Below are 19,524 nucleotides of genomic sequence, written 5' to 3' on the forward strand. Positions count from 1 at the left end.
TCCGGCTCGTCCGCGCAGGTCCTCGACCGGCGTCGGCGGGTCGGAGCGGTGCGGTTTCCGCCGTGCGCCGTCCGGCAGCGCCCTGACTCGGGCCGCGCGGCGCGGTTCCGTCGGGTAGTCGTGGACGGGTGCGGGTGCGGGTGCGGGTGCGGGTGCGGGTGCGGGTGCGGCGCGGCGGGGCGAGGGTGAGGTCGGTGGGGAGGTGGCCGGCCCTGACGGTTTCCGTCAGGTCCCGGCCGGATCGGCCGTGGGCGTCGACACCGGTGCGGACGCAGGTGCGGACGCGGGCACGACAGCGCGGGCCAGGCGGCGCAGGGCCTGTTCGTCGTCGGAGCCTGGGACGGCGGTGTACACGGCGATCACCTCGTCCGGGTGTCCTGCGACGTAGAGGGCCTCGGCGGAGAGGCTGAGGCGGCCCACCGGCGGGCAGGCGAGCAGGAGCTTCGTGTGGTTGCTCTCCTGCACCACCTGCTCGTCCCAGAGCCGGCGGAACACCGCGCTGTGCGCACTCAGTTCGCCGATCTCCCGGGCGAGGCCGGGGTCGTGCGGCCACCTGCCGACCTCGGTGCGCAGATAGGCCACGGTCTCGCGGGCCTTCTCCTCCCAGTGCACGTACAGCCGCCGGGCGCGCGGGTCGGTGAAGACCAGCCGCCCAACGGTGCGGCGGTCCGGGCGGACACGGGAGAAGTCGGCGAACACGGCTGCCGCCAGCCCGTTCCAGGCCAGGATCGTGCCACCCCGGCCGACCAGGTAGGCAGGCGTGAGAACCATCGAGTCCAGCACGTGCTGCATGTTCGACCGCCGGTCCGTGGGGAGGGCGGCCTCCTCGATGCCGACCGGACGCGCAAGACTGCGCAGGTAGCGGCGTTCCCCCGGGCTGAGCCGTAGGACATCGGCCACCGCGGCGAGGACGGCGTCCGAGACCCGCGACGCCTGTCCTCGTTCCAGCCGCGTATAGTGCTCCACGCTCATGGCCGCCAATGCGGCGACCTCCTCGCGGCGCAGGCCGGCCACTCTGCGGACGCCGTGGGCAGGTAATCCGACCTCCTCGGGGCGAAGCCGCGCCCGGCGGGAGACCAGGAAGTCACGAAGAGCTTCGGCGATGTCCATACCGACGATTGTCAGCATGCCCACCACGGTCCGCCCATACGCCCCGAGACCGACACCGTCCGGCGGGACTCCGACCGTAGCGGTACCCGACCCCTACGGCGGACGGCCCGACGGCCCGACGGCGCCGGGGCCGCGACCGGTCGCACAACCACGGCCGGTCCGCCAGGGCACACTCTGCCCTCCCTCGGGGGCGAGGCCGCGGCGCATCCTCGTCCTACGCCCTCCGGCCGGAGGGCGCAGGGGCGGCGGAACCCACGATCGGGGACGCACTCCTGCCTCGCATCACCCAGCCGGCACGGCCTCCTCGGCGAGGCCGGCCCACAGGAAGAGGAAACCAGCCATGGCCACCAGGACCACCACCGCACGCACCGGTAAGCGGCGCGCGGCCACCGCGCTCGCCGCACTCGTCGCGCTGGTCGGCATCACCGCGGGAACGGCGGGCACCGCCTCGGCGTCGGTCGCGCACAAGAAGTGCACCATCGAGGTCTGGTACGAGGACCACTGGGTCACCGTCTCGACCGCCTGCTGACACCTCCCCGGACCTGCGGCCCCGCCGTCCTCGGATCTCGGGCGGAAATCATCCGGGCGAGGCGGGGCCGCCGGTCCGGTCAGGGGGGACAAACGACACAGACCTTGGAGGTCGGCATGGCTCGGCAGGGGGCGCTTCGGCGCGGGTTCGGTGCGGTGGCGGTAGCCGCTGCGATGGTGATGGGCACGGTGACCGCGGCCGCGGCGGCCGATGTCCAGGGAGAGCACGGCGGCGGGCACGGTGCGACGCGGACCGCGATGGCGGACCTCGTCCGGGCCGAGAGCCTCCCCGGGACGATCGCAGGCGTCCGAGAGGGTGACGACAACTGGTCGGCGGCCGTCGGGACGGCCGACACCGCGACCGGACAGCCCCGGTCGCCCCGGGAGCGGTTCAGGATCGGCAGCGTGACGAAGACCTTCACCGCGACCGTGGTGCTCCAGCTCCAGGCCGAGGGCCGGCTCGACCTGGACGACACGGTGGAGAAGTGGCTGCCCGGCGTGCTGCAAGGGGTCGGGAAAAAGGGATCGGCGATCACGATCCGGCAGATCCTCGGGCACACCAGCGGACTGTTCTCCTTCGATCAGGATCCGCTGATGCTGAAGCGGCTCGCCTCCCCGGACTTCCTGAACCACCGCTACGACACCTACCGGCCCGAGGACCTGGTGCGGCTCGCGGTCCGCCACCCGCTGCTCTTCAAGCCGGGGAAGCAGGTCAAGTACTCCAACACCGACTACCTCCTGGCCGGGATGATCATCGCCAAGGTGACCGGCCGCCCGTACGGCGAAGCGATCGAGCAGCGGATCATCCGACCGCTCGGCCTCTCCGCGACGAGCCTGCCCGGCACCGCGGTCGACCTGCCCCGGCCGCACGCGCTCGGCTACTCCAAGCTGTTCGGCGGCTCCACGACGCCAGTGGAGACCACCGAACTCAACCCCTCGTGGGCCGGGGCGGCCGGGGAAATGATCTCCACCACCGCTGATCTGACCAGCTTCTACTCCGCCCTGATGCGCGGACAGTTGCTGCCGAAGGCCGAGCTGGACGAGATGGTCCCCGCCACCGCCACCGGCGGCCCCGGGCTGGGTATCGGCGATGTGAAGCTCAGCTGTGGGATCACCCTCTGGGGCCACACGGGAGGCATCCACGGTTCGTCGACGGTGGCACTGACCACCCGGGACGGACGGCACGCGGCGGTGTTCAACACCAACGCCGACTGGGTGGACGGCGAACGCAAGCTCGCGGAGGCCGAGTTCTGCCACTGAGCAACGGGGCAGTCGGCGACGGGCAGTACTGCCGCGAGTACGTCGCCAGGCTCCGGACGGTGGCCGGGCTGGTGGCCGCGCTCCACCTCCCGTCCGCGATCTGACCGGCGGTCCGGCGGCCGGCAGTCGGAGCCCCGCCCGCCCTCGACAACAGGGGGTCGGGCGGGCTTCGGAGTTCCGGTGGGCGGCTCGGGTGCGTACGGTGATCCACACAGATCATCGGAGAGGGGTGCGCGCCATGGCGGGGACGGAACCGGGCTCGGAGACGGTGCTGACCACCGAACGGCTGGTGGTGCGTCAGTGGACGGTGGCGGACCAGGAGCGCGCGTTCGACATCTACTCCCGCTGGGAGGTCGCTCAGTGGCTCGGCCGGACGCCGCGCGCCCTGGCCCACCCCGAGGAGGCCCGCCAGTACATCGAACACTGCCGTGAGCGCTCCACCGGCCCCCGGTACGGGGTCTGGGCGGTCGAACGGCGGGACACCGGCGTGGTCGCGGGAGCGGTCCTGCTGCTTCCCGTGCCGGACGGGGACGGCGAGGTCGAGATCGGCTGGCACCTCCACCCGGACAGCTGGGGCCGGGGCATCGCCACCGAGGCCGCCCGGGCCGTCCTGGCCAAGGGCTTCGCCGACGGCCTGACCGAGATCCGCGCCATCCTCGCCCCGGACAACACCCGGTCGGCGGCGGTCTGCCGGCGCCTCGGGATGACCAGTACCGGACTGACCGACCGCTGGTACGGCCGGGAGCTGGCGGAGTTCCGCATCGGCCCGGCCCAGGGCGGGCAGGCATGACAGCGGGGGGAGGAGCGGCGGACGTGACGCTCAACCTCTGGCGCCGCCCGCTCGACGAGGTGCCGGCCGAGGTGTGGGACCGGACCGAGCTGACCGTGCTCATCCTCGCCGAGACCGGCATCCGGGAACTCCCGCCCGGCATCGGTCGGTTGACCGGGCTGCGGATCCTCGACCTCGGGCACAACCGGCTCGCCGCGCTGCCCGCCGAGCTCTGTGGCCTCACCGGGCTCCGGGACTTCCTCTACCTCCACGACAACGCGCTGACCGCCCTGCCTGATGAGCTCGGCCGGCTCACCGCGCTGCGCTACCTCAACGTCGGTGAGAACCGGCTCACCGAACTCCCCGCCACCATCGGCGGATTGGCCTCGCTGGTCGAGCTGCGCGCCCAGCACAACCGGCTCACCGCCCTGCCGGAGTCGATCGGTGGACTCGGTGCGCTGCGTGAACTCTGGCTGCGTGGCAATGAGTTGACCGGACTGCCGGAGTCGGTCGGCGGCCTTGCGGAGCTGCGCGAGCTGGAACTCCGGGAGAACGCCCTCACCGAACTTCCCGCCGTACTCGCCGGGCTTCCGCGACTGCGCCGCCTCGACCTGCGCGGCAACCGGATCACCGAACTGCCCGACTGGCTGGCCGACCCGGGGGCGCTGCCCGCGCTGGAGAAGCTGGACCTCCGGTGGAACGACGTGCGGCCGTCGGCCCGGCTGCTGGCGGCGCTGGTCGCACGCGGGTGCGTCACGCTCTTCTGAGCCGCCGGGCCGGGATTCGGGCCCCGATCCCGCTCTGGAAAAGATCACCGTCGGCGGGCCGGAGCTGTTACCGTGGAACGTATGAAGCGCGCTGCACTCGCCACGACGACGCCGGAGAGAGTCCCGGCGCGCTGACTGCTGACCTAGTCCGAAGCCCCGGGGCGAGTGCCCCGGGGCTTCGCCGTTTCCGGTCCCACTCGCCCGCAGACCGAGTGGAGACCACCATGCGTAACCAGCCCTCGCACGACAACGCGGCCCACGACCACGAGCGCCACGGTCACGCGGCCCACGACCACCGCAAGCTCGGCCGTGAACTCGACCTCTTCGACACCGACCCGCTGATGGGCTCCGGCCTGCCGTACTGGCTCCCCGACGGCGCCGCGATCCGGCACTCCCTGGAGGAGTTCATCCGCGACCGCGAGCGCCGGGCCGGCTACCGCCACGTCTACTCCCCGGTGCTCGGCAAGCGCGAGCTGTACGAGATCTCCGGCCACTGGGCGCACTACCGCGAGGACATGTTCCCGCCCATGGAGCTGGGCTCCGAGGAGATGGTGCTGCGCCCCAGCCTCTGTCCGCACCACGCGCTGATCTACCGCTCACGCTCCCACAGCTACCGGGAACTGCCGCTGCGCATGGCCGAGTTGGGCGGCATGTACCGGTCCGAGCTGTCCGGGGTGCTGGGCGGGCTGACCAGGGTCCGGGCGATCCAGCTGAACGACGCCCACATCTTCTGCACCCCGGAGCAGGCGGCCGACGAGGCCGTCGCCGCGCTGGAGCTGATCCGCGAGGCGCACCGGGCACTGGGCGTCGTCCCGGTCCGCTACCGGCTCTCGCTGCCCGGCGCGGGCGGCAAGTACGTCGCCGACCCGGCGCTCTGGGAGCGTGCCGTCGCCCTGCTCACCGAGGTGCTGGAGCGCTCCGGGGTGCCGTTCGAGGCGGCGGAGGGCGAGGCGGCGTTCTACGGTCCCAAGATCGACGTGCAGATCGCCGACGGCGCCGGGCGCGAGTTCACCCTTTCCACCGTGCAGATCGACTTCCACCAGCCCGAGCGGTTCAACCTGCACTACATCGGCGCGGACGGCGCCAAGCACCGCCCGGTGATGGTGCACCGCAGCGTGATCGGCAGCGTCGAGCGCGTGGTCGCCCACCTGATCGAGCTGTACGGGGGCGCGTTCCCGGCCTGGCTGGCACCCGTCCAGGTGGTGCTGCTGCCCGTCTCCGAGGCCGAACTGCCGCAGGCCGAGCGGTTCCGGCAGCGCTGCCTGGACCTCGGGCTGCGCGCCGAGGTCGCCGGCCCCGAGCACGGCAGCCTCGGCGCCCGGATCCGCGCGGCCCGGCTGGTGCCGTACCAGGCGGTGATCGGGGCGAAGGAGGCCGTGGACGACCGGGTCGCGCTGCGGCTGCGGGACGGCCGCCGGCTGGAGCCGCTGCCGGCCGAGGAGGCGTGGGCGCGGATCGGCGCGCTGGTGGCGGCGTGCGACGCGGAGCTGTGGCCGGAGGGCGCCTCGGGGCGGCCGGAGAGCTGATCGCCGGGGCGGCGGCCGGGAACGGGGAGGTGGCGGCCGTGATCGAGGGGGGTGGCGGCCGTCGGCTCCGTCGGCCGCCGCGCCGGTGGCGTACGTACGACTAGTGCGGTGCACGGTGTGTCGGCCGGGCCGCGGGTGGCGGCCGCCCGTCGAATGGGCCGGGCGGCCGAGTCCACCGCCGCTGTCCCCACCCGTCCGGAGGTACCCCGATGCGCATTCCCCGCGGCCTCGCCGCTCCCGTCCTGGCCGGCTCGCTCGCCCTCGCCGGGGCGGTGGCCGCCACCCCGGCCGGCTCGGCCGAGCTGCGGCCGCTGCCCAGCCCCGCCGTCCAGTACTGTGCCGCCGTACTCGGGCACGTCCCGGGCGCCGATGCCGCTTCGCAGGCCCTCGGGCGGGCCTGCTCCTCGGACTACCGGGCCGAGCAACTCGCCCAGGCCGAACGTGACTTCGCGGCGTCCGGGCCGGCAGACCGGCCCTCGCTGCCGATGGAGTAGGCCAGGCCGGGACGTTCCGTCGACCGGCCCGCGCCGCAGGAGTCCGAGGCCCCGCGCGGCGCGGGCCGGTCAGTAGGACTGGAGCTCGACCAGGCGGCCGTCCGGGTCGCGCAGATGGGCGCTGCGCAGGGTGGGGCCCCACTCCGGGCGGTCGGTCGCGGGTGCGACCGGGGTGCCGCCGTGGCGCAGGCAGAGGTCGAGGGCGGCGTCCACATCGGCCACCCGCAGGACCAGCATCGCGGCGTCCTGCGCGAGAGCGGCGGGCACGGTGGGTGCGCTGGTGTGCCCGGGCGGTTCGGCGGTGCCGAGGGCGGCGGCCATCGCGGAGCGGTCGAAGAGGGCGAGCAGGGCCTGGTCGGCGAGGTCCCAGTTGGCGTACGGGCCCTCGGGCGAGCCCTTGACCAGGGTGGCACCGGTGAGCGGCGGGAGGACGGCGCGGTAGAAGCCGAAGCACTCGGCGAAGCGGGTGGCGAGCAGGCGGGGGTACAGGGCGTCCACGGGCGAACTCCTGGCAAGGGGGCGGCGGTTCCGAATCAGTGGGTCGGCACCCACTATAGGGACGGACCCTAGACTGTCGCCATGGCCTCCGAGAATCCCCAGCACGCCACCGAGAACCCCCAGTCCGCCGCCGGGCTCCCCCCGACCCTGCTGGACCTCACCACCTACCTGCTCTCCCGGGTCGGCAAGGCGGCGCGCGGCCGGTTCGCCGAGCGGCTGGCCGAACGCGGGCTGCGGCTCTGGGACATGGCGGTGCTGGCGGCGCTTGCCGACTTCGGCCCGCAGGCCCAGCGGGACCTGGTGCGGCGGCTGGCCATCGACCCGAGCGACCTGGCCAAGGTCGCCGACCAGCTCGCCGCCGCCGGGTACGTCGAGCGCGCCAGGGACCAGACCGACCGGCGGCGGGTCTCGGTCTCCGTCACCGACGCCGGACGGGCGCTGCTCGCCGAACTCGACGCCCAGGCGCGGGCGGTGCAGGACGAGGTGCTCGCGCCGCTGGACGCGGGGGAGCGGCGGACGCTGCAGGAGCTGCTGCTGCGGGTGTACCACGGGATGGGGGAGCGGCGCGGCGGCCTGTGAACAGCCGGTCGGCTTGACCGGCTCAGGCGGTGGGCTGCCCCGGGCGGCGGGCACCGGCGAACTCGCCCGCCCAGCGCGGGACGTCGAGCACGTTCTCGACCCGGGCGACCAGGGTGCCGGTCCGCTCGGCGTGGATCATCGCGCCCTCGCCGACGTGGATCCCGACGTGGTGCAGGGGGGCGTCGGGGCGGGAGAAGAAGAGCAGGTCGCCCGGGGCGAGCGCGTCGCGCTCCACCGGGGCGCTGAGGTTGAACTGGGCGACGGTGTAGTGCCCGAGCTCGACGGTGCCGTGGCTGGCCCGGTACCAGCAGTAGAGCGACAGGCCGCTGCAGTCGAAGCCGACCGTCTTCTCGCCCATGCACACGCCGTTCAACCAGCCGTTGTCCTCGTCGCAGAAGCCGAGGCTCGCGCCCAGCCGGTCGCCGCCACCCCAGGCGTACGGCACGCCGAGCTGGCTCGCGGCCACGGCGGCGACCCGGCGGCCCAGCGCTGCCGCCGGCAGCGACCCGGCCGTCTCCGGCGGGGTGTCGGACGCCGCCTGGGCCGCCGGGCCGAGCGCCGGGACGAGGCCCGCCCCGAGCGCGAGTCCGAGCATGCGGCGCCGACGGACTCCGGAAGCCTGGTTATGGCCGGACGGTTGGGGCTCCATGGCGGTGCCTCCCGGGGCTGGAGGTGGATGAGCGCCCGGGGGCGTGGTCCCCGGGCGCAGGCACCAGGATGGCGCTCCGGCAGGCCGGTCCGCCATCCCCCGCAACGGTGAATCGTGGACGCAGGAGGCCCGGAACGGAAGGGAGTTCACCGGTTAAATGGTTTGACGGTCGCTCAGGAGAGGCCAACGATGGGCGCGAACGTTCGGTCGGGACCGTCGGAGGACCACATGAGCAGCGCCGTCAAACTGATCCGCACCACGCGGCTGACCAGGGCGGTGGACTACGCCTACGCGGCGGAGGTCGACGCCCCGGTCCGCTCGCTCTGGCTGGCCGGGGCCTGCCCGCTCGACGAGGAGGGCCGGACGGTCGCCGTCGGCGACTTCGAGGCCCAGGCCCACCAGGTGATGCGGAACCTGATAACCGTGCTGGAGGAGTCCGGCGCCTCCCTCACCGACATCGCCCGGACGACGGTCTACGTGGCCTCCGCCGACCAGGCGGACCTGGTGAAGGTGTGGAACGTCTACCGCGCCTACATGGGGGAGCACGACGCCCCGAGCACCCTGCTCGGCGTCGCCGTGCTCGGGTACCACGACCAGCTGGTGGAGGTGGAGGCCGTGGCCGTCCTGCCCTCCTGAGTCGTCCTCATCCGAGCGGAGTCGACCGGTGCCGACCGGAGTCGACGGGGCCGGCGGGCCCCGACCAGCCGTCCCGGCGGAGGAGGGCCGCGGCGGCACCGGGGCGCCCGCGGCGTTGTCGGAGCGGCTTGGCAGGATGCTCCCCATGCTCCTGACCCGTTCCGACCAGCGCCGTGACGACCGGCCCGCGCCTCCCGACGTCCGGGGCGACTTCGAGGTCCACCTGACCGTGGAGCCCGGAGCCGCCGAGGCGCTGGCCGCGTGGGCGCGGGGCCACGACGTGAAGTTCACCCACATCCTGCTGGCCCGCGGTGCGGCGCCCTCGCAGCCGATGCTCACCCTGCGCGCCGACGGCACGCTGGCGGAGGTCGCCGCGGTGACGTCCCGGACGGCCGAGGGGCTGGCCCGAGCCGGGTTCACCGTCCTGCGGGCGAAGATCGAGGCCGCGCCGTGGGCACACGGCGTCCCGGCCTCGGACGAGGACGCCGTGCCGCACGGAGCCGGCCGGTACTTCGAACACCACGTCAAGCTGCTGCTCCCGGGCCCGGTGCCCGAGGCGGACGACGCGCGCCTCGCCACCCTCACCGAGCTGGCCGTCCGGCACGGTGCGCACCTGTCGCGCAATCCGCGCCGGGTGCGCGCGGACGGCCGGTACGAGTGGTTCGTGACCCAGCGGTGCCGCTCGGTGGGCCTGGACACCGCTGGCCGCCGGCTGGAGGCGCTGCTGCGGGACCTCGCCGCCGACGGCCGCGAGGTGGTGTCCGTGGAGCGCGAGTTCGTCGTCGTGGACAGCCACGAGGACCTGGACGCGGGATGGATCAGCGAGCACGGGCACGGCGCCCGGCCGTACGGAGACGGAGAAGGAGAGCAAGGATGACCGAGGGCAAGTCCCCGTCGCCGGTGGCGTGGGAGGAACTGCAGTGGGGGCCGTGGCAGAACGTGGTGCTGCCCAAGCGGCCGCCGTCGGAGGACGTCCGTGAGGACCGGGACCTGCCCAGGACCATCCGGCCGGTCGACGACGAGGCGGTCAGCCAGCAGCCGGTCTTCGACCCCGCCCTCGCCGGGTACGCCCGGGCCCTCCGGCCCAGCGAGCCGGCCTTCGCCGACCCGCGGCTCGCCGAACGCTGGCTCGCCGCACGGCGCGAGGCGCTGGCCACCGTGCTCTCCGCCGTCGCCGACTCGCCGTGGGCCGACCACCTGGTGCTGCGTGGCAGCGTCCTGCTGCGCGCCTGGTACGGCGAGCAGGCGCGGGAGCCGGGCGACCTCGACTTCGTGGTCCGCCCGGCCGACTGGGAGCTGGCCGACGAGCGCACTGGCCGGATGTTCCGGGAGCTCGCCGCCGGCGCCGAACGGCTCTCGGGCACCGTGCGGGTGCACGCCGACCAGGCGGTCAGCGACGAGATCTGGACCTACGACCGGGTGCCCGGGCGCCGGCTCGTCCTGCCGTGGACGGCCCCGGGCGTTCCGGGCGGGTCGGTCCAGCTCGACTTCGTCTTCACCGAGCACCTGCCCGTCCCGCCGCAGCCCTACCTGCTCCCCGGCGTCACCGGCCCGCTGCTCGGCGCCACGCCCGAGCTCTCCCTCGCCTGGAAGATCCTCTGGCTCGTCTCGGACATCCACCCGCAGGGCAAGGACCTGTACGACGCGGCCCTGCTCTCGCGCACCGCCGAGGTTCCGTACGAGCTGCTCCGGGAGGTCTTCACCCAGTCCGACCCGAACTGCCTGTACTGGCCGGTCTTCCCGGAGCAGATCACCGGACTCGACGTCGACTGGGACGAATTCGCCAAGGACTACCCGCAGTTCGCCGAACCCGTCGAGGAGTACCCCGCGCAGCTCCTCGCCCGGCTCCACCCGACCTTCGCCGACCACGGCGAGTACGCGCTGCGCGCCCGCTGGCTCGCCCCGCTGACCGAGGAGCTGCGGCAGACGCTGGCGGACGCCGGCATGGACGAGGTCCAGCGGCGGATGTCCGGACGCCGCATGCTCCCGGACAACACCCTGGTGATCACCGGCGAGCTGCTCGGCGGGGACCTCGACGGCGCCCACCGCGTCGTCTCCGGCCACCTCGGCAGCCAGGTGGACCGGATGACCCACCAGCTCGCGGAGGCCGCCGACCGCTACGCCGCCGAACTCTCCGACGGCCACGGGACGGGAGGCGGTTCCGACAGCTGACACCCCGCCGCCACCGCCGCCTGACACCGCGCCGAGCCGTACGACCGACCGTCAGGACAGGCCGCCCGGCCGCCGGGGCCGCCGCACGAGAAGCGGCCCCGGTACGGCCGGTGCTGCGGCACGGCCTGTCCGGCGGCGCGGCCCGCTCCGCGGTCAGTCGATGTAGCCGGCCGTGCGGTAGCCGCCGCGGGCGGTGCGGTCCACCTCGTCGGCGCCCCAGGTGTGCGGCACGGCCAGCTTCCAGCGGGCGCGCAGGACGGCGTGCTCCTCGCGGTTCCTGGTCACGTACCACTGCCCCATGCGGCACCAGGCCAGCGGCTCGTCGGCCTCCGTGGCCACCGCCCGCACCAGCTGCGCCGCGTGCCGGGCCACCTCGCCCTCCAGCGCCTCCAGGTACTGGTTCATCCGGTAGGTGGCCTGGTCGCCGTGCTGGAACATGGCGTACTCCGAGCCGCCCGCCATGTGCAGCCGGCCGTGCTCCATGGCCACCTTGCCGCTGCGCACCACCTCGCCCTCCTGGGCCGTCCCGGCGATCCCGGCGTTGAGCCGGTCCAGCAGCTTGGCCTTCTCGGGGGTGGCCTCCGGGATCTGGCCGCCGCCCGTGCCGCCCTGCGCGGAGTAGACCTCGTGCAGGTCGTAGTCGCCGGTGTAGAGGTAGCGCTTCCAGTGCGGATCGGCCTTCAGCCGGGTCAGCGCCGGGCCGCCGTCCTGTGTCCGCAGGTCGATCGGCACGTACTGCTCGCCCCCGGGGCCGGTCTGCACGATGCCCAGGTCCAGGACGGACCGGGGCGGGCGGTCGATCCGGATGCCGGCCAGGCCCTGGTCGTTCCAGTGGCCGACGAAGCCGCTCAGGTCCTGGGCCTGCAGCCAGCGCAGCACCGTCGCCGGGTCGCCCTCGGCCTGCCCGGGCCCGGTGCCGTACTTCTTGCGGACGGAGGAGGGCTTGATGGACTTCTCCAGGATGGTGTGCGGCTTGGGCTTGGCGCCCTCCGCGATGCGCCGGATCGAGTGCTCCCCGGTCTCCCGCACGGCGATGGTGTACTTGTGCTTCCGGCACACCTCGGAGATGGCGGCCCAGTGGTCCTCCCACACGATGTTCCGCAGGTCGGCCGCCCGTCCGCCGGAGGCGGCCTGCCCGTCGGGCGTGGCGGCCTCGCAGATCCTCAGCACGTTGTTCTGGTCCAGCTGCACCCGGGGCCGGCGCGGGGCGGCCTGGTCGCCCGGTGCGCGCTGGAGTCCCACGGCCGCCCGGCGGTCGTCCCGGCCGGTGCCGTCCCGCTGCTCCGCGATCATGCGCGCCGTCGCCGCGTTGCCGACGGTGCGCTGCAGGGCCGCGGCGCCCCGCGCGGGCGCGTCCCCTTCGGAGCGTGCTCCGGTGCCGGGGCGCCGGGCCGGGCCCGCGTCGCGCTGAGGCTGCCCGGCCTTCTGCGGCTGTTCCCTCGAGTGCATGCTGCGACCTCCTCGGTCCCCTCCGTCCCTTTATACAAGGGGAGTTCGCCGATGCCGGAGGAAAGCTCAGACGGTGCCCTCCCGGTCCGCAGCCCCGGGCCCGGAGGGCCAACCGGTCGTGCACTCCAGGACCCGGCCGTCGGCCGTGCCGACGAGCAGGCGGCCGGCCCCGGTGGCGGTGAGCGCGGTCGGGACGACGGGGACACCGGCGACGGTCAGCCGGTGGCGCCGACGGAGGGCGCCGGTGCGGAGGTCGAGGGCCAGGAGTTCGCCGTCGCGGTAGGCGAGGTGGGCGGTGTCCGGGTCGGTGTCGAGGTCGAGGGCGACGTGGTCGGTCCGGAACACCCAGCGCGGCGTGCCGTCGGTGCCCGAGCGGCGGACGACGAAGGAGCCGCCGGGCTGCAGCCCGTGGCCGCTGTAGACGGTGCCGGCGTACACCAGGTCGCCGTCGGCGGTCTCGGCGCCCGGGCCGGGGAAGTGCGTCTCCCCGGGCTCCCAGGAGAACGGGAACAGGGGCTGGGGGGCCGCCCCGTCGGGGGAGCGCACCGAGAGCACGTACGGCTCCGTCTCCCGACGGCCCGGCGGCGGGGCCTGGTTGGCGTAGTCCCGGCTCCCGCGCCGGATCCGCAGGCGGTCGTGCACGTCGAGATACGGGACGGTGCGGTGCCGGAGCAGCAGGCCGTCGGGGAGCGTGGTGCACCCGGGCTGCTCCGGGGCGTCGTCCTGGTCGCCCTCCTCGTCGTCCTCCTCGCGGGCGAGGGTGGCCAGGACCGCGCCGTCCGGTCGTTCCTCGACGGCGAGGACGTGCCGCCGGGGCTCCCAGTCCGGGCTCAGGGCGGAGAGCGCCCGGTGGGCCTCCTCGCGTCCGTCGGCCCGCGGGGCCGGGACCCGCGGGCCGGCCAGGTCGTCGAAGGTGAGCGAACGGGGCGCGGCGGTGCGCCAGTCGGGCCGCCGTACGACGGCGACGTGGCCCTCGACGTGCGCCTTCCGGTCCTTCCAGTCGTCCGGCGGTGACATCAGCACGCGCAGGGCCTGGTCGTCGAGCCAGGTCAGTCCGAGGACCCTGCGGCCGAAGTCGTGCTCGATGAGCGAGGTGGTCGTGCCCGTCTCCCAGTCGAGGAGCAGCAGCTCGCCCTCGAAGAAGTAGCCGCCGTCGTACGCGCCGGTGCCGACGGCGAGAAGGGGCGCGGTGGGGTGGAAGGCCAGCGCGTGCACCGGGAAACGCGTCCGGAGCACGGCCCGGCAGCCGAGGTCCCCCGTGCCGTACACCCCCACCGTCGCGGTCCGGGCGAACGCGCGCTCGCCCGCGACGGCGAGCAGGCCGCGCGCCTCGTCGGGCACGGCGAGGACGGGGCGGCCGACCTCGGCGAACGGGCGGTCGCCGAGGACCCGGAGGACGCGGACGGGGTGGAGCGGGGAGGTCATGCGGAGATTCTCCCAGTCGGCGGCGACGGTCCGCGGACGGGTCCCGCCGAGCGGGGCGGCGGCCGCCACCGTGTCAACGCCGATTGACGCTTACCGTGCCCAGCGGGCCGTGTTTGCAAGGAAGTTGGCCGCTCCGCCCCTACCCTTGGGCCATGAAACAGCACATCGTCACGCTGGTCCTCGCGGGCCTCCTGCTCGGCATCGTCGCGTTCGGTGCCGGCTGGTTCGCGGCGGACTCCCGGCAGACCGCTCCGGCGCCGACCTACATCACGGTCACGCCGGAGCCGGTCGCCACCGGCGCGGTCTCGCCCCCGGCCTCGGCTGCCTCGGCCGGTAGCCGGTAGCCAGTAGCCGGTAGCGGGCGGCCGGTGTCCGGAGGCGGGGGCGGCCGTTACTGCCGGACCGCCCAGAACCGGTCGGCCATGTTGTCGTACGCGACCGAAGCGGACAGCGACTCCGCCGGCTCCTTCCAGAGCATCTGCCACTGGCCGTCGCCCGGGTCGTTGTCCACGATCACCTCCAGACCGCGTGCTGTGTTCACCCAGCTGCTCGCCTGGTCGCGGAACCCGTAGTCGGTGAAGTACACGGCGGCGTCCTCGTGGAAGAGGTTGAACTGGAGCCGGCGGCCGCCCCAGTTCCGGTCGGAGTAGAAGCAGTAGTAGGACGGCTCGCTGACCGGGGTGGGGCAGTGCTTCCAGTCCGGGCTCCGGACGGTGCGGCGGCGGTGGTCGCCGCTCCACGGCGGCGCCTGCGCCTGCCCGGGCAGCGGGAGCACCAGCACCGCTCCGTCCGGGAAGGTGATCTCGTTGGCGGCGGTCTGCCGACCGCCCTTGCCCGCGGCGAGCTGGGCGTCCACCGCCTGCTGCAGCACGTCGCGGTCGCCGTCGCTCAGGGAGGTGATGATGGCTCTCTGGTCCCCGGCCTGGCTGGGCGCGGCGGCGGCCTGCGCCCCGAGGGGAGCGACCAGGAGCACGAGGGCCCCGGCGGTACGGACGAGGAGTCGGCGGACTCGAGAGTGCGTCATATGCCAAACGTAGCCGCGCACATACCGCCGGTAACCTTGCTTTCTCGATCAGACGGCGCGTACGCGGCAGCGGTGCGCCGGTGCGTACGCGCCCCCGGATCGGGCGTGCCCGCGACCCGCTACCCGTCACCCGTCACCCGCTACCTGCTACCCGCTACGCCTCGCCGAGCGGCCCCCGAGGAGCACGGTCGGCGGGGCCCGGCACGAGGGGCGCGGTGACGCGCTGGGTCGGGGCGGTGCTGTCGTTGTCGTCGTTGTCGTCGTCGTCCGAGGTCACCGAGGCGGTGATCGAGCCCGTCAGCGAGGAGGCCAGGCCGAGGAGCAGGAAGAGGACGAGCAGGCCACGCGCGGCACCGCCCAGGACCAGCGGGCGGGTGGCCGAGACCGGGCCCGCAGGCTCGCTGCCCGGCTCGTCGCCGAACAGGCGCTTGGGGTAGGCGGACGAGATCATCGTCAGATAGGCGGTGCAGCGCACCCGGTAGCGCAGGATCGCGGCCGTCGCCTCGTACAGCGGCTGCGGCATCCGGCCGAGGACCAGCACCACCAGCCAGAGGACGAACGACACCGTCCACCACCCCGCGTACACCAGGCCCTGCACGATCGAGGCCGGGATGACCAGGATGATGCGGAACAGCACGGCCAGCCGGTTCAGCTCGCCCGGCCGCAGCTCGACCTGCACCGGGTACTCGGGCACCTCGAACCGGAACGGCGGATAGCGGTCCACGGTGAGCATCAGGTACGCGGTGACGCGGGTGTCGTACGGGACGAACACGGTGAGGTAGTCCGCCACGAAGTCGGGCAGCCGGCCGAGCACCAGCGCGCCGAACCAGCCGACGACGGTGACGAAGAACGCCACCACCGACAGCACCCACACCACCACGAACTGGGGGATCAGCAGCAGCGCGCGCAGCAGCACCGTCCAGCGGTTCTGCGGGGCGGGCGCCGGCATGTCCAGCACCGGGAGCCACTCACGGCTGACGGGGGCGGGAGGAGCCTGCCACATCCGGGCCTCCACGGTCTCGGGACGACGGGACCCGGCCGTCGGGCGGCGACCGGGTGCCCTCCGAAGATCGCAGGCCCCCGCCCGCGGCGCGCGCCACGCTGCGCCGGACGGGGCAGCCGCAGGAGTTGGCGGGGATGCTCCAGCGGCTGTCAGGCGAGCTTCGCGCAGAGCGGTTCGGCGGAGCCGTGCCTGAGGGTCAGCGTCTTGTAGCCGGTGGAGCCGATGTCGATGGTGTAGACGCCGTCGACGAGATAGAGGTCGCGGGGCAGGTTGCCGCCGTTCGGGCCGACGCCGAGCAGGACCGGGCCGTGGGCGTGCCAGGTCTGGGACCTGTCGGGGCGGTAGTCGACGACGGCCCGGCCGCCGGCGTCCGCGACGTACGAGGCGCCCGTCGTCGCGTTGGTGATCCGCAGGACGAGGGCGCCCCGGAAGGCGGCGCGCCGCACGGTGGTGCCGTCGGGGGCGTACTCCAGCACCCGCCGCTGCCCCTCGTCGACGACGGGCTCCAGGTGCACGGGGAAGTCGCAGCGGGAGCCGGCCGGGAGGTCGGACGCCGACGTGGGCCACGCCTCCCACCCGCCCTGACCGGCGACGGCCCCGGGCGCGTCGGAGGAAGCGGCAGAGGAAGCGGCGGAGGCGGGCGGGACGGTCGCGGCGCCGGCCGGAGCGGCCGCCAGCCCGGTGACGGCGGCCAGCGCCGTGGCCGCGGCAGTGAGCAGGATTCGTCGCATGATCGGTCCTCCTGGCGAGGTGTCGGACGTGCGGGGGCCCAGCCTGGCAGGCGCCCCCGACCGGATTCTCACCACGATCCCCGGGCCGCCGCCGCCCGAAGCCTCCCGCTGGGCGATCCGTGTCCCGAGCCAGTGCTCGCTCTCCGGTTGTTCACCCGTGGGGCAGGAGGGACGGCGTCAGGTCCATCGGTAAGCGTTTGACGACCTCCTCCTGGACGCGAGCGGCCGGCGGCGCCGGTGCGGGTTGGCGACCTGTGGGGTCCGTCGGGCCTTCTGGTTCGCCCGTGCCGGCCGTCGCCGGATCGCGGGCTTTCCGATGTCTTGACGAACCCATGACACTGGCGGACCATCAAGCTGGCGCGCGCCGAACCTCCTCCACCGTTCCGCCCCCCACGGACCCCCACAGGAGGACAGTCATGCGACTGCCCCGCCGAGGGAAGCCCGCCGCGGCCACCGCCGTCCTGCTGGCCCTCGCCCTCGCCACCCCGCTCACCGCCAGTGCCGCCGACACCGGCACCCCCGCCCCGTTCACCATCGGTGCCGCCGACAACGACGGCGCGCGGCAGTACCGGCTCGACGGCCCCCGCACCGTCGCCGAGCGCACCGCCGTCGCCGCCACCGGTGCCTCCGTCGACGCCGTCCTGCCCGACGCGGTGGTGGTCACCGCCACCCCCGCCGAGGCCGCCCGGCTGCGGACGCTCGGCTGGTCGCCCGTCGCGCTGCCCGGCCCCCGCTACGGCGACGAAGGCGACGGAGGCGGCGCGGGCCTGGCCGGGCCGGAGTACGACTTCCCGCCGGCCGACTCCGGCTACCACAACTACGCCGAGGCCACCGCCGACATCGACGCCGTCGTCGCCGCGCACCCGGACATCATGAGCAAGCGCGTCATCGGCACCTCCTACGAGGGCCGGCCGATCGTCGCGGTGAAGATCAGCGACAACGTCGGCACCGACGAGGACGAGCCCGAGGTGCTGTTCACCGCCCACCAGCACGCCCGCGAGCACCTCACCGTCGAGATGGCGCTCTACCTGCTGCACGAGTTCGGCGACAAGTACGCCACCGACAGCCGCATCGCCAACGCCGTCAACAGCCGCGAGATCTGGGTGATCCCCGACCTCAACCCGGACGGCGGCGAGTACGACATCGCCACCGGCCGCTACCGCAGCTGGCGCAAGGACCGCCAGCCGAACTCCGGCAGCAACAGCGTCGGCACCGACCTCAACCGCAACTGGAACTACAAGTGGGGCTGCTGCGGCGGCTCCTCCGGCTCCACCTCCAACGAGACCTACCGGGGCAGCGCCCCGGAGTCCGCCAAGGAGACCAAGGTGGTCGCCGACTTCGTCCGCAGCCGGGTCGTCGGCGGCAAGCAGCAGATCACCGCCGCCATCGACTTCCACACCTACAGCGAACTGGTGCTCTGGCCGTTCGGCTGGACCACCGCCGAGACCGTCCCCGGCATGACCGCCGACGAGTACAACACCTTCGCCGCCATCGGCCGGGACATGGCCGGCACCAACGGCTACACGCCCGAGCAGTCCAGCGAGCTCTACATCACCGACGGCGCGATCGACGACTGGCTGTGGGGCGCCCAGCGGGTCTTCGCCTACACCTTCGAGATGTACCCCGGCCCGAACGGCAGCAGCGGCTTCTACCCGCCCGACGAGGTCATCGGCCGCGAGACCGCCCGCAACCGCGAAGCGGTCCTCCGCCTGGTGGAGACGGCCGACTGCGTCTACCGCGCGATCGGCAAGCAGCAGCAGTACTGCGGCATCTCCGCCTGAGCACCCGCCCTCGGCACGCGCGCTCCGGGTGCCACCGCCCGGCGCCGGCTGCGGGACCACCCCGCAGCCGGCGCCGGGCCGGCCATCTCCACGACGAAACAAACCAGTTGATCGACAAGCTGGTAGCTGCGTGGCGGCTCCCCTCGCGGAACAGGCTCAGCCCCAGAACTCCCGCAGGGCGGCGTTGACGGCGGCGGGCTCCTGGGTGTGCGGGTAGTAGCCGGGCACCCGCAGGAGGCGGCCGCCGAGGGAGTCCGTGAGGGACTCGGCCACGGCCATGAGGGGGAGCCCCACGTGCTCGCGGTACGCGGCCGGCGCGTGCTCCCAGGTTCCGCAGATCACCAGGACCGGCAGGGCGGCGCGCCGGATCGGCTCCAGGGGGATCCGCGCCTCCCAGACGGGCCGTTCCCCCATGGAGGTGGCGACGGCACGGAGCCGGCGCGGCGTGGGCTCGGGCATGGCCATCCCCAGCCCCTCGGTGGACGCCCGCAGGTACTGCTCCGGCGTGACGTCGTCCGGGATGCCCGGGGCGCCGTCGCGCACCCGGTCGAGGAGTTCGGCGACGACCGGGTGGTGCGCGGCGGCGGTGAAGGCGGAGGGCTGGACGAGGGCGAGGGAGCGGACCAGGTCGGGTCGGCGCGCGGCGGCGATGAGCGCGGCGACGGCGCCGTTGCCGTGCCCCACGAGGTGGGCGCCGCCGAACCCCGCGGCGGAGGCCCCGTCGCCGAGAAGCCCCTCGATGTCCTGGGCGTCGACGTCGAAGTCGCTGCGCGTGGTGTCCGGGCTGTCGCCGTAGCCCCGGCGGTCCATCAGGAGGAGCCGCCGGCTGTCCGCGAGGGGCCGTTGCCCGGCGAACCCGTACGCGGGGTCGCTGCCCCAGGTGAAGATGTTGTGGACGAAGAGGGCGGGGACGGCCGTCGGGGCCGCCGGGGCCTCCGAAGCTGTCGGGGCCGGGCCTCCGCCGACCCGGTCGCGGTCATCCCAGACGGTCACGTGCACGGCTGCCATGGGGCATCCTCCCGAAGCCGAGGAACGTCAACTCCCGTGAGCCTAGACCTCGATCCACTGCTGGCGCCTGTGCCGGAGTGCCACGGGGCATCCTGCCGTGCGGCGCGGGGAGGCG

The 19,524-nt window shown here is 74.0% G+C and carries 21 protein-coding genes; 12 read left to right on the top strand and 9 right to left on the bottom strand.

The window, feature by feature from the left end:
- Nucleotides 1-225: 225 nt before the first annotated feature.
- Nucleotides 226-1,110: a helix-turn-helix domain-containing protein gene (locus ACLWS4_RS35340; protein ID WP_416876280.1), complete on the bottom strand. Its 885-nt coding sequence runs from the start codon at nt 1,108-1,110 to the stop codon at nt 226-228.
- Between the two features lie 340 nt (nt 1,111-1,450).
- Between ACLWS4_RS35340 and ACLWS4_RS35345 the strand changes: the two genes are divergently transcribed.
- From ACLWS4_RS35345 to ACLWS4_RS35370, 6 genes are all read left to right on the top strand, one after another.
- The gene (locus tag ACLWS4_RS35345; RefSeq protein WP_074002916.1) at nt 1,451-1,639 is read left to right on the top strand and encodes a hypothetical protein; all 189 of its coding nucleotides are present in this window, start codon (nt 1,451-1,453) and stop codon (nt 1,637-1,639) included.
- A 155-nt stretch (nt 1,640-1,794) separates the two neighbouring features.
- Nucleotides 1,795-2,898 (top strand): serine hydrolase domain-containing protein, encoded by a 1,104-nt coding sequence (locus ACLWS4_RS35350; protein ID WP_416876281.1) that lies wholly within the window; start codon nt 1,795-1,797, stop codon nt 2,896-2,898.
- A gap of 238 nt (nt 2,899-3,136) precedes the next feature.
- Nucleotides 3,137-3,688 carry a GNAT family N-acetyltransferase gene (locus ACLWS4_RS35355; RefSeq protein WP_049650601.1) on the top strand — a complete coding sequence of 184 codons (552 nt, stop codon included), beginning with the start codon at nt 3,137-3,139 and terminating at the stop codon, nt 3,686-3,688.
- A 23-nt stretch (nt 3,689-3,711) separates the two neighbouring features.
- Nucleotides 3,712-4,434, top strand: a complete 723-nt coding sequence (locus ACLWS4_RS35360; RefSeq protein WP_416876282.1) for a leucine-rich repeat domain-containing protein — start codon at nt 3,712-3,714, stop codon at nt 4,432-4,434.
- Between the two features lie 224 nt (nt 4,435-4,658).
- Nucleotides 4,659-5,960, top strand: a complete 1,302-nt coding sequence (gene thrS, locus ACLWS4_RS35365) for a threonine--tRNA ligase (RefSeq protein WP_416876283.1) — start codon at nt 4,659-4,661, stop codon at nt 5,958-5,960.
- A 209-nt stretch (nt 5,961-6,169) separates the two neighbouring features.
- Nucleotides 6,170-6,454 carry a hypothetical protein gene (locus ACLWS4_RS35370; RefSeq protein ID WP_074002912.1) on the top strand — a complete coding sequence of 95 codons (285 nt, stop codon included), beginning with the start codon at nt 6,170-6,172 and terminating at the stop codon, nt 6,452-6,454.
- A 69-nt stretch (nt 6,455-6,523) separates the two neighbouring features.
- On the opposite strand, the gene ACLWS4_RS35375 is transcribed toward ACLWS4_RS35370, so the two are convergent.
- Nucleotides 6,524-6,952, bottom strand: a complete 429-nt coding sequence (locus tag ACLWS4_RS35375) for a VOC family protein (RefSeq protein WP_416876284.1) — start codon at nt 6,950-6,952, stop codon at nt 6,524-6,526.
- Nucleotides 6,953-7,033: 81 nt separating this feature from the next.
- On the opposite strand from ACLWS4_RS35375, the gene ACLWS4_RS35380 reads away from it, so the two are divergent.
- A complete protein-coding gene (locus ACLWS4_RS35380) occupies nt 7,034-7,531 on the top strand; it encodes a MarR family winged helix-turn-helix transcriptional regulator (RefSeq protein WP_416876285.1) in 498 nt (165 codons plus the stop codon).
- Between the two features lie 22 nt (nt 7,532-7,553).
- Here ACLWS4_RS35380 and ACLWS4_RS35385 read toward each other — a convergent pair whose 3' ends face one another.
- Nucleotides 7,554-8,126 (bottom strand): C40 family peptidase, encoded by a 573-nt coding sequence (locus ACLWS4_RS35385; RefSeq protein WP_416876286.1) that lies wholly within the window; start codon nt 8,124-8,126, stop codon nt 7,554-7,556.
- A 282-nt stretch (nt 8,127-8,408) separates the two neighbouring features.
- Between ACLWS4_RS35385 and ACLWS4_RS35390 the strand changes: the two genes are divergently transcribed.
- The 3 genes from ACLWS4_RS35390 to ACLWS4_RS35400 all read left to right on the top strand — a co-directional run bounded on the left by ACLWS4_RS35390 (nt 8,409) and on the right by ACLWS4_RS35400 (nt 10,988).
- Nucleotides 8,409-8,816 carry a RidA family protein gene (locus tag ACLWS4_RS35390; protein WP_049652920.1) on the top strand — a complete coding sequence of 136 codons (408 nt, stop codon included), beginning with the start codon at nt 8,409-8,411 and terminating at the stop codon, nt 8,814-8,816.
- 145 nt (nt 8,817-8,961) lie between these two features.
- The gene (locus ACLWS4_RS35395) at nt 8,962-9,693 is read left to right on the top strand and encodes a hypothetical protein (RefSeq protein WP_387827882.1); all 732 of its coding nucleotides are present in this window, start codon (nt 8,962-8,964) and stop codon (nt 9,691-9,693) included.
- A complete protein-coding gene (locus ACLWS4_RS35400) occupies nt 9,690-10,988 on the top strand; it encodes a nucleotidyl transferase AbiEii/AbiGii toxin family protein (RefSeq protein ID WP_416876287.1) in 1,299 nt (432 codons plus the stop codon). Before ACLWS4_RS35395 ends, ACLWS4_RS35400 begins: the two co-directional genes overlap by 4 nt.
- 153 nt (nt 10,989-11,141) lie before the next feature.
- Here the strand turns inward: ACLWS4_RS35400 and ACLWS4_RS35405 are convergent, their stop codons facing one another.
- Nucleotides 11,142-12,437 (bottom strand): hypothetical protein, encoded by a 1,296-nt coding sequence (locus ACLWS4_RS35405; protein ID WP_416876288.1) that lies wholly within the window; start codon nt 12,435-12,437, stop codon nt 11,142-11,144.
- 66 nt (nt 12,438-12,503) lie between these two features.
- Nucleotides 12,504-13,862, bottom strand: a complete 1,359-nt coding sequence (locus ACLWS4_RS35410; protein WP_416876289.1) for a hypothetical protein — start codon at nt 13,860-13,862, stop codon at nt 12,504-12,506.
- Between the two features lie 152 nt (nt 13,863-14,014).
- Between ACLWS4_RS35410 and ACLWS4_RS35415 the strand changes: the two genes are divergently transcribed.
- The gene (locus tag ACLWS4_RS35415) at nt 14,015-14,206 is read left to right on the top strand and encodes a hypothetical protein (protein WP_049652898.1); all 192 of its coding nucleotides are present in this window, start codon (nt 14,015-14,017) and stop codon (nt 14,204-14,206) included.
- 47 nt (nt 14,207-14,253) lie between these two features.
- On the opposite strand, the gene ACLWS4_RS35420 is transcribed toward ACLWS4_RS35415, so the two are convergent.
- The 3 genes from ACLWS4_RS35420 to ACLWS4_RS35430 form a co-directional block, all read right to left on the bottom strand.
- Complete coding sequence (locus ACLWS4_RS35420) at nt 14,254-14,886, bottom strand: peptidase inhibitor family I36 protein (protein ID WP_079272205.1); 633 nt, start codon at nt 14,884-14,886, stop codon at nt 14,254-14,256.
- A gap of 154 nt (nt 14,887-15,040) precedes the next feature.
- Nucleotides 15,041-15,889, bottom strand: a complete 849-nt coding sequence (locus tag ACLWS4_RS35425; RefSeq protein WP_416876290.1) for a DUF4389 domain-containing protein — start codon at nt 15,887-15,889, stop codon at nt 15,041-15,043.
- A gap of 149 nt (nt 15,890-16,038) precedes the next feature.
- A complete protein-coding gene (locus ACLWS4_RS35430) occupies nt 16,039-16,620 on the bottom strand; it encodes a hypothetical protein (protein WP_416876291.1) in 582 nt (193 codons plus the stop codon).
- 416 nt (nt 16,621-17,036) lie between these two features.
- Here ACLWS4_RS35430 and ACLWS4_RS35435 point away from each other — a divergent pair, with 416 nt between their 5' ends.
- The gene (locus ACLWS4_RS35435; RefSeq protein WP_416876292.1) at nt 17,037-18,401 is read left to right on the top strand and encodes a M14 family metallopeptidase; all 1,365 of its coding nucleotides are present in this window, start codon (nt 17,037-17,039) and stop codon (nt 18,399-18,401) included.
- Nucleotides 18,402-18,557: 156 nt separating this feature from the next.
- Here the strand turns inward: ACLWS4_RS35435 and ACLWS4_RS35440 are convergent, their stop codons facing one another.
- Complete coding sequence (locus ACLWS4_RS35440) at nt 18,558-19,409, bottom strand: alpha/beta fold hydrolase (RefSeq protein ID WP_416876293.1); 852 nt, start codon at nt 19,407-19,409, stop codon at nt 18,558-18,560.
- Nucleotides 19,410-19,524 lie beyond the last annotated feature (115 nt).

The sequence above is a fragment of the Kitasatospora sp. SC0581 genome (assembly GCF_048159585.1).
In the GTDB taxonomy this organism is placed as follows: domain Bacteria; phylum Actinomycetota; class Actinomycetes; order Streptomycetales; family Streptomycetaceae; genus Kitasatospora.

Excerpts from the sequence above, each read along its gene's own strand:
- ACLWS4_RS35340 (WP_416876280.1), bottom strand. The coding sequence starts at position 1,110 with ATGGACATCGCCGAAGCTCTTCGTGACTTCCTGGTCTCCCGCCGGGCG.
- ACLWS4_RS35345 (WP_074002916.1), top strand. The coding sequence starts at position 1,451 with ATGGCCACCAGGACCACCACCGCACGCACCGGTAAGCGGCGCGCGGCC.
- ACLWS4_RS35355 (WP_049650601.1), top strand. The coding sequence starts at position 3,137 with ATGGCGGGGACGGAACCGGGCTCGGAGACGGTGCTGACCACCGAACGG.
- thrS (WP_416876283.1), top strand. The coding sequence starts at position 4,659 with ATGCGTAACCAGCCCTCGCACGACAACGCGGCCCACGACCACGAGCGC.
- ACLWS4_RS35370 (WP_074002912.1), top strand. The coding sequence starts at position 6,170 with ATGCGCATTCCCCGCGGCCTCGCCGCTCCCGTCCTGGCCGGCTCGCTC.
- ACLWS4_RS35380 (WP_416876285.1), top strand. The coding sequence starts at position 7,034 with ATGGCCTCCGAGAATCCCCAGCACGCCACCGAGAACCCCCAGTCCGCC.
- ACLWS4_RS35385 (WP_416876286.1), bottom strand. The coding sequence starts at position 8,126 with ATGCTCGGACTCGCGCTCGGGGCGGGCCTCGTCCCGGCGCTCGGCCCG.
- ACLWS4_RS35390 (WP_049652920.1), top strand. The coding sequence starts at position 8,409 with ATGAGCAGCGCCGTCAAACTGATCCGCACCACGCGGCTGACCAGGGCG.
- ACLWS4_RS35395 (WP_387827882.1), top strand. The coding sequence starts at position 8,962 with ATGCTCCTGACCCGTTCCGACCAGCGCCGTGACGACCGGCCCGCGCCT.
- ACLWS4_RS35400 (WP_416876287.1), top strand. The coding sequence starts at position 9,690 with ATGACCGAGGGCAAGTCCCCGTCGCCGGTGGCGTGGGAGGAACTGCAG.
- ACLWS4_RS35405 (WP_416876288.1), bottom strand. The coding sequence starts at position 12,437 with ATGCACTCGAGGGAACAGCCGCAGAAGGCCGGGCAGCCTCAGCGCGAC.
- ACLWS4_RS35410 (WP_416876289.1), bottom strand. The coding sequence starts at position 13,862 with ATGACCTCCCCGCTCCACCCCGTCCGCGTCCTCCGGGTCCTCGGCGAC.
- ACLWS4_RS35415 (WP_049652898.1), top strand. The coding sequence starts at position 14,015 with ATGAAACAGCACATCGTCACGCTGGTCCTCGCGGGCCTCCTGCTCGGC.
- ACLWS4_RS35420 (WP_079272205.1), bottom strand. The coding sequence starts at position 14,886 with ATGACGCACTCTCGAGTCCGCCGACTCCTCGTCCGTACCGCCGGGGCC.
- ACLWS4_RS35425 (WP_416876290.1), bottom strand. The coding sequence starts at position 15,889 with ATGTGGCAGGCTCCTCCCGCCCCCGTCAGCCGTGAGTGGCTCCCGGTG.
- ACLWS4_RS35430 (WP_416876291.1), bottom strand. The coding sequence starts at position 16,620 with ATGCGACGAATCCTGCTCACTGCCGCGGCCACGGCGCTGGCCGCCGTC.
- ACLWS4_RS35435 (WP_416876292.1), top strand. The coding sequence starts at position 17,037 with ATGCGACTGCCCCGCCGAGGGAAGCCCGCCGCGGCCACCGCCGTCCTG.
- ACLWS4_RS35440 (WP_416876293.1), bottom strand. The coding sequence starts at position 19,409 with ATGGCAGCCGTGCACGTGACCGTCTGGGATGACCGCGACCGGGTCGGC.